Below are 14,592 nucleotides of genomic sequence, written 5' to 3' on the forward strand. Positions count from 1 at the left end.
ATAAAATTCGTTATTTTTCAGACAAAATGTCTGGACAAAGGGCTTAGCTTAAACCTCATTTCCCGACGGAATAACAGATTTTGACATTGAAACAGAAACTGGCTCATTCTGTTTTTTTACTTCATTAAAAAAAGTCGGCGCATAGATTTTATTTTTGCCAAATATTTTTATTTTCTTTTCAAAATTGGAAACATAATTTTCTGGAAAAACTGTATCCTGATCAGAAAGCAAAACCCACTCCGCACCCTCGGCAATCGCTTTTTCAATTCCACGGTTCTGCGCATAAGCAATTCCGAAGTTTTTTTCAAGCTGAATCTGAATAATTTTTTCATTCTGAAATTCTGAAAAATCAAGTTTTTCTGAGCTGTTTTTTACAATTATAATTTTTTCAACCTGCGGCAAAAGTGAAGAAACGCATTTTTGTAGCTGAGAAAGATTCGGATTATAGGTTACGATTATGGCGGAAATGTTCATTTTTTTTCAGCCTCAAATGCGAATATTTTTTTTGAATCCAAAACCGCTTTTTTGTAAAGTCGTAAGTAAGAAACGATTTTTAAAGGATGCAAAAGAATAATCTTTAAAGTTAATTTTATGAGGTTGCATTTATATTTATATTTATATGTGTAAGCAGGATAAACACGGCACATATAAAGCAAATTTCTTATTTGATAGTAAAGCCTAAAATCCGAATGCGCTCCGTAATTTATAAACAAAACTTTTTTCTGTGCTCCAAGATTATGATTCAAAATTACATCGGACAAACAAAGATTCTTGAAACCTCTTTCGGAAAAGCGCGCGCAATAATCAAAATCAACTTCATCAATAAAAAGTTCAGTATTGAATTTTCCAAGTTCTTCCCAAACGTTCAGATTCAATACACTTCCGCTTGTAATCCAACGGTCAGAAAACTGAAAGTCAAAAAACTCTTTTTGTTTTGAGTGGAAAAGTAAATGTTTCAGATTTTCTGTAAAAGAATAAAGTGATGAATATTTCAGTACAGGTGAAAAATTTTGAAATTCATTTTTATTTTCCGAGATTTTTTCGATGTATTTTTTTAGTTCCGTTTCTTCCCAAACAGAGTCTTGATCCATTGTCATGCAAAATTCAAAACCGTCCTTTATTGCCAGTTCACAACCTACATTCAAGGCGTTTGCAATTCCTGTATTTTTTTTAAGCGGAATGTAAACTGCATTTTGAATTTCTTTTGCAATATTTGAATTGTCGCACTCAGAATTATCAACAATATATACCTTATGCAAAAACTTTGAATAGGAATTAACATTTGAAACAGGCTTTTCAAGCGATTGAGGATTGAACCAGACTACAACAGCGCAAAGATTCAGATTTTTCATGCAAACACCGCCTTTAAGTAAGTTTTTACAAAATATGCAACAACAAAAAGCACAAACGGCATAAGCAGAAATTTCTCTTTGAATTTCTTTACAATATTTGGAATCACAATAAAAAGAAATGGAATAAAAAATTCTGAAAATCTGAATGCAACAACAGAAAACCCAAAATTATAAAGCAGATAAAACATAACAGAAGAAAGCGAACTTAGTTGAAAAATTGTAAATTCAACTTTCTTTTCTGGGAAACCGTGATAAACAAAGTAATAAACTGTATTTATAAGCAAAATTATCAAATATCCAATGTTGAAAATCGAAAAACCGTTCATTGAAGAAGGTCCTAATTTTCTTGCAAAAAACATTTTGGCGAATATATTGCCTCCCAAAACTTCAATTAAGGTTCGACCACCAAATACTTTGTTTAAGAAAATACAGAGAAAAAACGAAAGCCATAAAATCTGTAAATAGCGTTTTTGCTTTTTGAAAAAATTGCAGTAAAAATAAACAAGAAACATTATCACGCTCGAATAATGGAAACACATTGCAATAAGAATTCTTGCGGCAAATTTCTTAAAATTTCTGTTTCTAATTTCATCAACAGATAGAAAGCAAATACCAAGCCCGATTGCAGCACGGATTTGTGTGTATTCGTGCAAAAAATAAATTGTTGGAAGATAAAGAAGAATTGAAAGTATAAATGAAGCAGAATATCTTTTGAAAAGCATTCCCTTTAAATACAATCCAGCAAAAGCACAGACAAAATACACAAAAGCAAAAGTTACAGTTCCGCTGTTCACAAAATTATTTATGACTTTTAAAAGCCGGAATGCAGGCTCTGTCGGCTCATCTCCATAAAATATTGCCAAATATCCGTTGTAGTCCGCACCTGTTCCAAAAAATCTTGACGAGGAAAAATATGCGAATAGCAATGAAATTATTCCAAAGTAGACTAAATAATCTAAGAAGAGGCGTTTTTTTATGAAATTCGTTTTTATTCGCGAAGCCAGAAATTTCATCATTTTTCCTCAATTACGTTCACGAATTTTTCGAGTGCAGTTTCCCAGTTGAATTTTTTGATATTCTCATTTCCAGCTTTTGCAAGTTTTATGCGTAAGTCCTTATTTTCAATCAGTTTGATGATATTTTGAGCAAGCACATTCACATCATAAACAGGCGACAATAATCCCGTTTCGCCGTCCGTAACCATTGAGGCAAATCCGCCGTTATTTGTACAGGCAACCGCACAGCCGCAAATCATCGATTCTGCAACAGTAAGACCGAAGCCTTCGCTTTCGCTCGCAGCAACGTAAACAGCAGAATTGTTTTAAATCTGATTATGAAGCTTGCGGTCTGGACTTTTGAAATAAGTAAAATATTCCGGAAAAGTTCCAGGATTTTTGAAAACCCCAAAAACATTAACGTGAAGATTCGGATACTTTTTATGGACAATTTCCAGCGCGGCGGCAGAATCTTCAAAACGCTTTGTGCTTCGTTCATAGTACATCACGCAAATTTCAAGAGGATTTCGCTCCTCAATTTTTTTAGAAAGTGAAAAGTATGAAAAATCCAATCCATTGTAAATTAAAGTTGCATTTTCTCCGCAAGACTGAACTTTTTCCAAAATCCACGGAGTTATAGCAATCTTTTTCATCGGAAATTTATAGCTTTCAAAAACATGGGATTCGAGAAATGGCTTCCAGTTCTCGAAGTCCTGTATCAGATAGATACAGGACTTCGATTCGTCCAAGCCAAGCGAATGCAGATTGAATGCCGTGTCAATGGAAGTGGCAATAAGAACATCAAAACGGCTTAATACTTTCTTGCTGTAACTAAGCCGCAAAATCTCTTTTACGTTTTTCAGCGGAAACCAGCGTATTCTAAGAATGCGTGCTACAAGAAATTTTAGGATTCTGTAAAATCCTGCCGAAGTTCCATAAAGCGAATAGTGACAGTTCTTTGAAAACTGAGGATAGAAAACTGTCATTCTGTATCCACATTCTGCAAGCCGGTTTGCATACTCATATGTTATTTTGTATCCGCCAAGAGCTTTGTAAGAATAGCCCGGCAAGATAAAGCAGATTGATTTATTTGTTGTCATATTAATCTTCTTAACCATTGTTTTCACCATTACTATTTATCAATTTTTCTAACTCAATAATTTTATATGCAGGAAATTCTATTTTTTTATTCTGCGAGAAAATTACAAAAACAAAAATCTTAAAGAAGAAATCATCCATCATTTCATTTTCTTTTATTTTTGAATCAGTATCGTTCAAAAAAGGCTTTGAGAAGCATTTCGTCAGGTCTGAATTTAAAATTAAAAAATCAATGTTTATTGAAATATTTTTGAGTTTATAATCTTTTTGTTTCAAATGAATTGAAGAATTTGATAAATCAAAATTTTTAAATCTATACAACTCATTATATAACTTAGATGGTATAAAAATAGTTTCGCCATCACCACAAGGCAAATCTGAAAAAGTTTCTATTTCTTTTATATTCAATTGTTCTTTATTATTCACATAAATATTTAAAAGCATTTCTTGAAAAATTGGAAAATAATCATTTCTGTAAAATTGCATAGAATTATCATTTATTATTTCTCGCCATGAAATTCCTATCTCAAACTTCAAAGGACTTAAATCTTCAAATTCTTCAGATTTATCTGTAAAATTTGAAAACATATTGATAAAATCTTGTTTTTGTTTATTCAAAGCATTTTTTACTTTTTCGTAGTCAATTTCACTATGTAGTCTTTTTATTCTAGTTTTTTCAAGATTTTTTATTATTTCAGAAAGCATTTGACTAAGTGCAGTCTTTGCTTTTTCAAAATCAGAGACATACTCTGGAAGAATTGCAACAAAATCAGCTTTTATAACGTTATTTAAGCTTGAAAGAATATTTTTATATGCCAATTAATTTTTTTCATCGCGAAAATCTATATATTTAAATTTTTTTATAAGTTTTTCTGCAGAGTACTTTGAAGTAACTTTACAATAAAGTAACAACATTGCAATATAATAATTTCGATTATATATATTGGTATGCCAAACACCAGAATTTATACCCTCGTCATACAGTTCAGAATCTACGTCAAAAATCGTAATACTATCATATTCAAAAATGTCTAGCATACTTGGAATATATGACAGATAAACTTTATCAAGTTTTTTGAATTGTAAAAGATTAAAAATCCATGTTATTAAATCCATGGTATATTTCGTATGTTTGTTTATAATTTTTGATGAAAAATTTTTCAGTTGCAAAGGTAATTTCATTTCTAGAAATGCACTTATTTCTTGATTAACAACATCTGCTTTCCGATGATAAAATGAAACTATAAGTATTTGTTTGAAGTTATTGAGCATAGCATCAACTAAGTCTTCAATTTCTTTTGAAATATTGTTTTTTTCTATGCGATTTTCAATAAAGAGATAAAGTGGCTCTCTTACTTCCAAAAGGTACGCTTTATCTGCATTATCTAGATATGAATATTGTAAAATCAGTCCATATAAAAAATTATAACAATCTTGCACAGAATTAAAATCTATTTCTGTGGAATTTCGAGTTAAAGCAAATAAATCATACAACTCTTGTATTAAAATAGAAATAAATCCTTCTAAATCATGTGCTTTACTATTTTTTATATCAGGAATTTTTTTAGTTAATTCAAGAAAAAGTTTATTTTTATCTTTTCTATAATCAAAAGCATTTAAATAAATAGAAAATTTTTCCTTAGGAAAACTTTTTGCGACAAAATTATTGTAACACTCAAAAAAATCTTTATTGTTTTTATTGTTTAAATAATTTCCAAGAAGTTCTGAAGCCTTTTTCTCATCCTCCATATAAGTCATATTGTAAATGCTAATTGAAAAACTCAATAAAATTTGTAAGATTGCATCTTCTGTATATAATTCAACAAATGGTGAATAATTAAAGACAGGAAAAGAAAATTCTATTAGAAAGAAATTTATAAATAAGATTGTTACATTCCAATGCAAACAGTTAGTTTTTGCAATATATTTCAAACAAGTTTTAAAGCCAAGCTTTTTCTTTCTTCCTAAAAAAATGCTTAAAACTGTAAAATAAGCAGCAATAAATCCAACAAAAAATGCTGTATAAATATTTTGTAAATTCTGTAATTTTTCAGTTTTTAATGAATTTTCTTTTGCTTTTAGAAATTCAACAACATTTTTTGAAAAAGGAAGTTGCAGATAATCACAAACTATAATACCAAGTACCACAATAGTTGATACAAAAAAATAGAAAGTAAATATATATGAACAAAATGAAAAGAAAGAGAAACTATTTTTTTTCTTATTATTTATTTTTTTAACCATATTAAGTAAATTCATAGTCTTATCCCCAGTACTTTCCGCATTTTTCTATATAAATTCGCCGCCACCAAATATGACTCCAATAAAATTCCTGCCAGCTTTTCGCTTTTTCCAGAGACACTTAGAATCGTTTTTATAAAAAAATTTACATTCCCATTCAGTTCTTTCAATTTGCTATTACAATCTTTCCATATGCTTATGTATTTACGTCTGACTTCTTTTGTGCCGCCAAACAAAATGATTAATTTTGTGTAAAGTTTTTCGATTTTAAGAGATTCCAAAAGCTCATTGTCATTTTTGCTTAAAAGGAAGTTCTGAATGAAATCCATTGCCGAAACAAGCTGTTCCGCCTTGTTCAAATCCACTTTAGAATTCATATATGAACCATTGTTCTGCACATAGTGATACAAAGGCTTTTCTATATACGAAATTTTTTGAGCAGAATGGAAAAGCTGGACATCAAAAACTATATCCTCAAGCATATTTATATTGGGAATCCAAGCTACATTGTTCTCTAAAGCAAGTTTCCGCCTGAACATTTTTATCCACAAGTAACCATGTGTCTTGTTCATAAAAATATTTTTGATGCATTCCCCTCCGATTTCAGAAAGGCTTTCATGGCTTATAATTTGCTCTCCATTCGGAAAATCAATGTAAGCATCACAGCCGACAATATCCGCATTTGTTTGAATCGCCAGATTGTACAAATCTGAAAGATAAGTTTTTTCAACCCAGTCATCGCTGTCTACGCAGATTATATAGTCGCCTTTTGCAGCGGAGAATGCAGTAATTCTAGCACAGGCAAGCCCCATATTTTTCTTATGATTTATAAGCTTAATTTTGCAGGACGGATTTTTCCGCATAAAATCTTCTATGACATCAAGAGAATTGTCAGTTGAGCAGTCATTCACAACAATTACTTCACATTTTTCTATAATGTCATTTTCAAACAAAGACGAAAGGCATTTTTCAACTTTGTCCGCAACGTTGTAAACAGGAATCAGGACAGATATAGAAATTTCATTGCTCATAGCTCACCTCAAAGATTCCGCTATCTGATTCCAATAGCTTTCAAACTGTTCAGGAGCATAACTATAAGACGGCTTTGAAAGCATTTTCTGCAAGACATCTTTTGTTATGTCCTTTTCAGATTTCGCAAAGAAAACATTTTCATTATTCTTTAGCCACAAATTGTAAGTTCCGCTTATCTTTTTGCTTATATTATCAAGCGCAATGCATGGAGTTCCTGTAACAACAGAAAGAATCATTCCATGAAGCCTGTTTGTAATTACAAGCCTTGAATGCAAAAACGGCTCTAGTTTTTCTTCCGCAAATTTTTTACGCTCACCGGATTTTATAAAATAAGGAAAAACAGTGTCATACATTGCTACTTTTTCATTTAATTCATCACAAAGATTACTTATGTAAATTTTAAAATCATCACCTGTAATATTTTCCTTGTCATTTCTAAGAACACAGAGAATTCCGTTCCGATTATTGTTCGGATTGGAATAATTCATAGAAAGAGCAATATCAGGAACATTGAATACATTTGCTGGCGTGCTTTTCAAAAGTTCATTTTTCACCCAATTATAGGAATTGTCGCGCACAAAAGCCGTAAGATTTTTGCAATTCTTATAAAGAGCAAGCGTGCTTGGCGGAACATAATTATTTCTGTAATAAATTGTCTGCGGAAATATCACAATTTTTTTGTCCGAAAAATTCTTATAAACTTCGCGTGCAATATTTTCATTTTCTTCCCACAATGAACCTAAAAATCCTCCGCCAGTAATTGCAATCAGTCTGTAGTTGTCAATTATCTGCGAAAGTTTCTTTATGCAGTTCAACGGAAGCCATTTTGTCAGAAGCTCATCAACTTCTGTTTCGGGAAAATATTTTTTTATCAAAAGTTTTTCCGCTTCACAGATAAAAAGGTCGCCGATATTGCCATAGTTTGTAGGCATCAAAAGCAGAATCTTATTTTTCCTGTTGCTAAAAGAAGCGATTGCTTTTTCAAAATCTTTTTCTCCTTTTTGTGTTTCCAGCTTCTCTAAAAATGACCTTTTTATTCTCTTTAGTTTTCTTATAGCTTTATTCAGAGGAAAATCTTGAATTATCTTTTTATGCAAAAATCTCTTTTCTTCTTCTGATGAAAACTGCACGTTGCTGTCGCATGTTTTTGTAGAGAAAAAATCACGGCAGTCCTTGTTAAGCCAATGCTCGCCAGCTTGAGTGGTTCTATCTCGTTCCTCTGCGTAAGTCGGTGTTTTTAAATTTGGAATGTTGCCGTACGCAAGAAAAGCATGACCATTAAAGCAATGCGGAAGCGAGCATTTTCCGATTGGCTCAAAGTTAATCGGTTTTTCAATTTCCGTAATAAATCCAAGCTGTTTTCCGCAGTAGCATTGAGAATAACTTCCGTCGGCAAGATTCACAGAAAGGCTGTTTTGTCCAGCATAGCAAAATTCCTTGCGTTTCTGATTAAAAATATCAAACTTAAAATCAAACAACGCAGAATCAAAAACCCGCCAAGTTTTTTTATAGTCCTTTCTTGAAAGTTTTGAAAGAATCTCAATTTTTTTTGTTGCCTCATTTCTTGCAACTGTAATGTGCGGCAAAGCACCAAAGTTTTTAAGCGAAACATTTTTAATTTCGTCAATATATGGAATAAGCTCGTCATGCGGAGTTATTTCAACTGTAAAAGAAACACCAGCACTCTTTGCTTTGTTTACATTCGAAATAAACGTTTCCAACAAATTTCGTTCTTTTAGCTGAAGATAATGGAACGAAAATTTCAAGAAAAGGCGTTTTCTCTGATTTTCATCAAGTGCAGAAATCAGTTCTTCAATTTTATTTGAGAGCATTCCGTTCGTAATCACATCGCAGTAATGACCTTCTTTTGTAAACTCATAAACAAGTGGAATAAGCTGTGGATGCAAAAAAGTTTCGCCTAATGCGCAAAGATTGAAATAGCAAAGTCCGCCTGTACGTTCTGGCGAGAAAAACTCTGCCACTTCTTTTGGAGAAACAGAAAAATCTTTTACACCGCCTTTATAAGCTCCTTGATGTTGCCCGACATAGCAATATGAACACCGAAAATTGCAGGCAAAAGTTGGAACTCCGCACGTTATAAATCTCTTAATCTTTTCCATGATTTTTCTCCCTTGGCTTCAAAACTCAAAAACATACTCGCAGTTTTTGTCTTTGTAATATTTAAAGAATTTGTCTATGTTGCATTTAATTTTTCTTGAATTCAAAAGCTGAAGAAAATACCTGAGAGCATTTCTCCGCCTTGCAGGCTCCAAGAGCCACTCGTGAGTAAAGACGACAACCTCGCTCTCATCCTTGTTTTCTGAAAACAGTTTCTTGAAATTTTTTATATCGTCAAAGCGAAAGTCTGTCTTTACAAAAGCCAGATTGTCCGCAAAAAGCATCTCGTTTTTGTTAAGCTCTCTTTTTTGAACTGAATCCAGATAATAAGAATCACGGCTGCTGCTGTCTGCGCATAAAAGCTGCCGGATTCCGCATTCTGTGTTTCCATCTGAAATGCTTTCCACGAATCTCTTGTCGCCTGAAAAATAGTCAAGCCGCACCGTCCGCGTTATGCAGTCAAAAGCTCCAGTTATGCGCTCAATCTGGCTCACAAACATCCCGTACCCCCCCCCGTCAAAAGTATTGCCTTTTGCAGATTTTTCTGCATGGAAGCCGAATTTAAGCCAGCCGGAAGATTCCTTGAACTCATCCGCAAATTTTTCTGTGCAGTCCGCAAGCGAAAAGCCTTCTTTTTCGTAAAAGCAGTAGAGCGACACTCTCGCGTTGTATTTTTCGTGGAGCGATTTTATATAGGCTAAAAACGGCTCGTCAAAAGCGGAATCATATCTGTTCTCGTTTCTTGTAAGATTCTCAAAGCAGCCTATTACGTCGTCAACAGAGAAATGAATTTTCTGGAGCGCAAAGAGATTAAAAGAAACGGCAAAAAGGGCTAAAAATAAAATCCGCTTTTTCATTTTCTTCCTCTCCTGAATTTTTCGATGACTATGTTTCTTTCAGCGGCTTTCATTCCGACAAAGAAAATCAGGGTTCCTGAAGCCACGGCAGACACGGCGCAAGTCGCAAAAAACTGGGGGAGGCTTCCTGAAATCAATTTTCCGCAAAGAAAAGTTGCAAAAGCTGAAACCGCCGCTATAAGAACCGGAATCAAAACTGAACCGCGCAAAAACAGGCGGGCTGACAGGGCAAAATATTTTCTTGAAAGCAGGACACGTATCGCGAACGCAAAACAGTTCAAGGCGATTCTTATGTAAAGAATCCAGTACGGGTTTGCTCCAAGACAGAACGCGGCGACCGAGAGCGGCAGGTTCAGAATGTTTATCATGCCGATTATAATCTGATAAGCGCGGATTTTTCCCGTCGCCTGAATAGAAATCCAAAGTGGCCCGTTGAGCGATTCTATAAGCGGAAAAATCAGGACAAGACGGACGAATCCGACCGAATATTGGGGAACGTTCTTTAGCCAAAGCGAAAGCAGAAAATCGCAGTTTGCATAAACCGGAAGAACAATCAGCCAAAGAAGATAAAATGAAAATTTCGCCGAGCGGCTTACAAGCCTCTGAAATTCTTCCTTTTCTCCAGCCGCATAGCTTTTTACCAGCTGCGGATTGAACGCTGTCTGAAAATTGCTGACAAAACTGTAAACGGCGGCATTCACCTGGTTTGCGATTCCCATTGCGGCATTCACGACCACGTTCGTGAAAATATTCAGGACAATATTCGTTCCCTGAGTGTTCGCCACATTCGCGACAGCACCAAAGAGACTCCATCCGCTGAACGAGACAAGCTCTTTTCCCAATCCTTTGTCCTGAACTTTTTTATAATGAGCAATCTCAAAATTTCTGTTGCAGTAAAACTTATACACAGCAAGAATGATGAATGAAACCGCAGCAAGCAGAAACGAGTAAAAGATAAGCTTGTCCAACGGTGTAATTTTTAAAAGAAATACAACAACAAGTTTTAACACAGCCTCAACAATGCTCAATCCTGCAAAAAAACTCATCTTTTCGTAGGCGATAATCACAGCGTTGTACGGCACACGCATTATGTTCGCCAGAGTTGTGATAACCGCAGCCTGATAGCACCAGAAAGCGGCACTGTTCCGTTCAACTGGAATATTCAATTTTGCATTCACAAACCAAAGCCCGAAAGTTTCAGCAAGAGCAACAAAAATCAGGCAGATAATTCCGTGAATCACAAGGCTTGCCGAATAAACATTCCGAGTTTTTTCCGTGTCATTCTTTCCAAGATAGAAATTCAGGAACCTTTGGACACTTGCCGCCATCGCATTGTTCACAAAACTGAACAGAACAACCACGCCGGCAACAACATTGTAAATTCCATAATCATCCGCACCGAGCGTGTTCAGCACGACGCGCACCGTGTACAGCGACACTAGCATTATTAGAATTTGACGGAAATAAAGAGCGAGTGTGTTTTTGGCAATGCGAGAAGTATTTGACATTCTTATAAAGAACCTCTAAAATTTTGAAAAGTCGGCACAAAAACAGACTGGCTTTCCAAATCCCTCTCTTCATCCCTCACCATTTCCCCACCGCAGTCATAAATCACCTGACCGTGCCCATCCTCACAGAACGCCTCAATCAAGCTTTTTCTAATTTCCTCTCCACCAAGCCACACAGATTTATCACTGTCCACAACAGGCGACAAAGTGCATACATATAGAAGAATTTGTTCAGTTTTTTCCGCTTCGAGCCGCTCAAGCACAAAAGAAAGCATCGCCTCGCTCACGCCGCTCGGGAAAATCACAATATCTTTTTCCGCCCAAGAGCCGCCGGCATCACTTGTGAGAAAATCGTACATTCCATTTATTTTTTTCTGTGTGAATCCGTCTGGCGCACAGCCGCAAAGAATGGCGTATCGGGTCAAAACAAAATCTCCTAGTATTGCTATTTTCAATATTATATATTGCTAATGGATAATTTTCAAGTATTGCTGATAGCAACATAATTATTTCAATGACAGACATTCTATTTGTTTTGGGAAGCAACATTAGGAAAATAAGAAAGGAATTCGGCTGGACACAGGCTGATTTGGCGGAAAAATCAGGAATTTCAGTTCCTTTTATGACGCAAATTGAACTTGGAAGAAAATCCGCATCTCTGGAAGTTGTCCAAAACATCGCGGCCGCACTGAATATTTCCTACAATCAGCTTTTTGAAGAAAATGTTGATGCCAGTAATCAAGAAAAAACAAATTTGTCATTATTAGAACAAAATATCACTTCTTCTGTTGTAAAAAAGATTCATGAGGAATTTATTAAAATAAAATAGATTTTTGATAAGCAAAAAAATCAATTTACCTTTTCAATCTTTTTACCATGCTAAAATGCTATAAATTTTTTCAAGAATAAACTCTATTTTAGTCCGCATCACGGACATTCACACATCCGCATAGCGGACACGTACATATCCGTGGCACGGACGTAATCATATCCGTCATGCGGACTTGCACATATCCGCGGCACGGATTTTTTTCTGAAACAAGCAAAACAAAAAAAGTGCAATTATTTTGCACAAAAACATTTTAAAAGCTTGACAAACGTTTTTTTTAGAAGTATATTTATCATATCAAAAATTCTTTTTAATTGCACAAATACAAAAGAATTTTCATAAAGGACTACAGAGTTTTTTAATTAAAGAGCACACATAAAGTGCAAGGGTGAATGGTTAATGGGTAACACTTTTTTCAAAGAAAAAGTAAGAAAGTTAAGGGAGGGAAAAAATCTTACAATGGAGCAGCTTGCAAATGCTGTTGGTGTAACAAAAAGTCGCGTTAACATGTGGGAAAACAACGGCACTGTTCCACGGCAGGATGCACTTTTGAGGCTCGCAAAATTTTTTGAAGTTTCAACTGACGAGCTTTTAGGAAATTTCAACTTTAAGGATGCAAATATGAAATTAAATTCTATTCAGCGAAACCTGAAAAAACTAAATGATTCTGACCTTGAAAAAGCCGATGCTGCAATGAAGCTGCTATTTGGCAAGATTTGGGAAGAAGATGAAAAGGAGGACCATGGCGACTTGTAAACCAGACTTCAAGAAATCTTATATTGCTGCCCACGAAAAACTTGTAAAACTGCCACTTGGAACAACATTTCCACTGAAAACTTCAAAAATTCTTGAAGATTTTTCAGACTTGGAGCTTCATTCATTTGACTGGGCAGAAAAACATGGCTTTCCACGAATATATTTTAAAAGCGAATCAGCAGAATTATATGAACAAAACGGACGCTATACAGTTTTTTATGATGAAACAAAGCCGCCCGCACATTCAAAGTTTTCAATACTTCACGAGCTTTTTCATTATGAAAGCAATCATGATTTAAACACCGGCGAGAAAAATAAAGAGCTTTACAACAAGCAAGAAGTTGAGGCAAATTTCTTTGCCGCAGAAATGCTTATGCCAGAGCCAGTAATAAAAGAGCTTGAAAAACGCGGCAAAAAAATGGATGCCAAAGAAATTCAAAAAGTCTTTGGAATATCTGCAAAGGCAGCGGAAATCCGATTCAAGACACTAAAAAGCTATCCAAGTTTTTTACGCTCAAATGAAGAAAAAGAATTTGATGAACATCTTGTAAACTTTACTTTCAAAAAGTTTATTGATTCAGTTTGCCCAAAGATACGAAAATTAGATCTGCAAGATGAATATGAAATGCAGGCAAAACGAGACAGATGGACAGCAGAAGGATTTTAGCATTAACGATATAGAAGAAAAACAATGAATTTGGAGGCAATTTAAGACTAGTGCGGAAACTTCGGAACTTTCCGCAAAAAAATAGCCGCTTTTCACTGGTACTGAAAAACGGCGGCTAGCACATACTCACGGTACGACTAATAGTATTACTAATGTTACCGTGAAAAGACTGTCCGAGTCAAGAAAATTTTTTAATAAGAGGTAATGCCCTATGGCAGAACTTATTACAGAGCATACTGGCTCTACAAAAACAGTAAATGTAACGGTAAGAAAAAGCCACATAATCGATGGTGAAAAACAATTCGCCACAGTAAACCGCAATACTGCAACTCTTGAAAATATAATTGCAGCAGTTCACAAAAACAATCCATTGATTTCTGAAAATATCATAAGAACGGTAGCAACTGAATTCAAGATAGCAATGCTTGAAAAACTGCAAAACGGAGAAGGATTGAATTTGTTCGACCTTGGAACTTTATATCTTACTTCCAAAGGCAGCATTGAATCAGAAAATCCGACAGCAGAAGATGTCCCTGCATTCGGTGTCGGCTTTACTCCTTCAAAAACTGCAAAGTTCTCTGTTTCTGATATTGAAATCGACTCTCTTGAAAAAGCAGAAACATCACCTTCCATAGCAAGTTTCACTGATCTTTCTACTAATAAAAACGGATTTGAAATAACTGAAGGCGGAGGAATGAAAATTTCCGGTGAAAGATTGAAAATTGCAGGAAACAATGATGCGACAGGAGTCTTTTTTGCTCCTGCCCTTGAATCCGGAAAAATTGATGAAAATGAAGAGAACTGGAAGAAAGTTTCAAGGCTTTTCAGAAATTTTCCAAAGGATTTGTCGTTTTTATTGCCAGAGGATGCAAAAGCAGAATCAAAATGGTTCATTGTAGTTCGAACTGCAAGCAGCTGGGGCTCAAGGACAACTAGCAGTCTAAAAACATCTATAAGCAAGAATCCAATTTCGGTGGTTTCAGCTTAAATGGAAGTGAAAAAAAGCTGAGGATGATGTCCAATAAACTGAAAATGTCATTGTCGTACTTGATACGACAATCTCTAAATAATCGCAATATATATGCAGTTAGATTTTCGGGTCAAGCCCGAAAATGACATTTTTGAAACACCCCCAGCTT

The 14,592-nt window shown here is 34.8% G+C and carries 15 protein-coding genes and 1 pseudogene; 4 read left to right on the forward strand and 12 right to left on the reverse strand.

All coding sequences use genetic code 11. The features are described 5' to 3' along the window. Nucleotides 1-48 precede the first annotated feature (48 nt). The 12 genes and pseudogenes from Q0N70_RS08405 to Q0N70_RS08460 form a co-directional block, all read right to left on the reverse strand. Nucleotides 49-474 carry a glycosyltransferase gene (locus Q0N70_RS08405; protein WP_294015787.1) on the reverse strand — a complete coding sequence of 142 codons (426 nt, stop codon included), beginning with the start codon at nt 472-474 and terminating at the stop codon, nt 49-51. Then, nucleotides 471-1,352: a glycosyltransferase gene (locus Q0N70_RS08410; RefSeq protein WP_294015789.1), complete on the reverse strand. Its 882-nt coding sequence runs from the start codon at nt 1,350-1,352 to the stop codon at nt 471-473. Before Q0N70_RS08410 ends, Q0N70_RS08405 begins: the two co-directional genes overlap by 4 nt. Beyond that, entirely contained in the window at nt 1,349-2,368 is a 1,020-nt protein-coding gene (locus Q0N70_RS08415) for an EpsG family protein (protein ID WP_294015791.1), read from the reverse strand. The genes Q0N70_RS08410 and Q0N70_RS08415 overlap by 4 nt, the downstream gene beginning before the upstream one ends. Further along, a pseudogene (locus Q0N70_RS08420) lies at nt 2,365-2,658 on the reverse strand (glycosyltransferase); the annotation flags it as partial. The pseudogene Q0N70_RS08420 and the gene Q0N70_RS08415, both read right to left, overlap by 4 nt. A gap of 15 nt (nt 2,659-2,673) precedes the next feature. After that, complete coding sequence (locus Q0N70_RS08425) at nt 2,674-3,465, reverse strand: hypothetical protein (protein ID WP_294015793.1); 792 nt, start codon at nt 3,463-3,465, stop codon at nt 2,674-2,676. Then, nucleotides 3,458-4,264 (reverse strand): hypothetical protein, encoded by an 807-nt coding sequence (locus Q0N70_RS08430; protein WP_294015795.1) that lies wholly within the window; start codon nt 4,262-4,264, stop codon nt 3,458-3,460. Before Q0N70_RS08430 ends, Q0N70_RS08425 begins: the two co-directional genes overlap by 8 nt. Next, nucleotides 4,265-5,704, reverse strand: coding sequence for a hypothetical protein (locus Q0N70_RS08435; protein WP_294015797.1), 1,440 nt, complete (start codon nt 5,702-5,704; stop codon nt 4,265-4,267). Beyond that, nucleotides 5,701-6,717: a glycosyltransferase family 2 protein gene (locus Q0N70_RS08440; protein ID WP_294015799.1), complete on the reverse strand. Its 1,017-nt coding sequence runs from the start codon at nt 6,715-6,717 to the stop codon at nt 5,701-5,703. Before Q0N70_RS08440 ends, Q0N70_RS08435 begins: the two co-directional genes overlap by 4 nt. A 3-nt stretch (nt 6,718-6,720) precedes the next feature. Further along, nucleotides 6,721-8,838: a polysaccharide pyruvyl transferase family protein gene (locus Q0N70_RS08445; RefSeq protein WP_294015801.1), complete on the reverse strand. Its 2,118-nt coding sequence runs from the start codon at nt 8,836-8,838 to the stop codon at nt 6,721-6,723. An 18-nt stretch (nt 8,839-8,856) separates the two neighbouring features. Then, on the reverse strand, nt 8,857-9,693 hold the full coding sequence (locus Q0N70_RS08450) for a hypothetical protein (protein WP_294015803.1): 837 nt from the start codon (nt 9,691-9,693) through the stop codon (nt 8,857-8,859). Beyond that, nucleotides 9,690-11,201, reverse strand: coding sequence for an MATE family efflux transporter (locus Q0N70_RS08455; RefSeq protein ID WP_294015805.1), 1,512 nt, complete (start codon nt 11,199-11,201; stop codon nt 9,690-9,692). The genes Q0N70_RS08450 and Q0N70_RS08455 overlap by 4 nt, the downstream gene beginning before the upstream one ends. 2 nt (nt 11,202-11,203) lie before the next feature. Then, complete coding sequence (locus Q0N70_RS08460) at nt 11,204-11,626, reverse strand: hypothetical protein (RefSeq protein ID WP_294015807.1); 423 nt, start codon at nt 11,624-11,626, stop codon at nt 11,204-11,206. An 89-nt stretch (nt 11,627-11,715) separates the two neighbouring features. Here Q0N70_RS08460 and Q0N70_RS08465 point away from each other — a divergent pair, with 89 nt between their 5' ends. The 4 genes from Q0N70_RS08465 (at nt 11,716) to Q0N70_RS08480 (ending at nt 14,441) form a co-directional block, all read left to right on the forward strand. Then, nucleotides 11,716-12,030, forward strand: a complete 315-nt coding sequence (locus tag Q0N70_RS08465) for a helix-turn-helix transcriptional regulator (RefSeq protein ID WP_294015809.1) — start codon at nt 11,716-11,718, stop codon at nt 12,028-12,030. Between the two features lie 399 nt (nt 12,031-12,429). Further along, nucleotides 12,430-12,786 carry a helix-turn-helix transcriptional regulator gene (locus Q0N70_RS08470; protein WP_294015811.1) on the forward strand — a complete coding sequence of 119 codons (357 nt, stop codon included), beginning with the start codon at nt 12,430-12,432 and terminating at the stop codon, nt 12,784-12,786. Continuing rightward, nucleotides 12,773-13,453 carry an ImmA/IrrE family metallo-endopeptidase gene (locus tag Q0N70_RS08475; RefSeq protein WP_294015813.1) on the forward strand — a complete coding sequence of 227 codons (681 nt, stop codon included), beginning with the start codon at nt 12,773-12,775 and terminating at the stop codon, nt 13,451-13,453. The genes Q0N70_RS08470 and Q0N70_RS08475 overlap by 14 nt, the downstream gene beginning before the upstream one ends. Nucleotides 13,454-13,664: 211 nt before the next feature. Further along, on the forward strand, nt 13,665-14,441 hold the full coding sequence (locus Q0N70_RS08480; protein ID WP_294015815.1) for a DUF4469 domain-containing protein: 777 nt from the start codon (nt 13,665-13,667) through the stop codon (nt 14,439-14,441). Nucleotides 14,442-14,592: the final 151 nt, after the last annotated feature.

Origin of the sequence: uncultured Treponema sp., assembly GCF_945873775.1 — a bacterium.
In the GTDB taxonomy this organism is placed as follows: domain Bacteria; phylum Spirochaetota; class Spirochaetia; order Treponematales; family Treponemataceae; genus Treponema_D.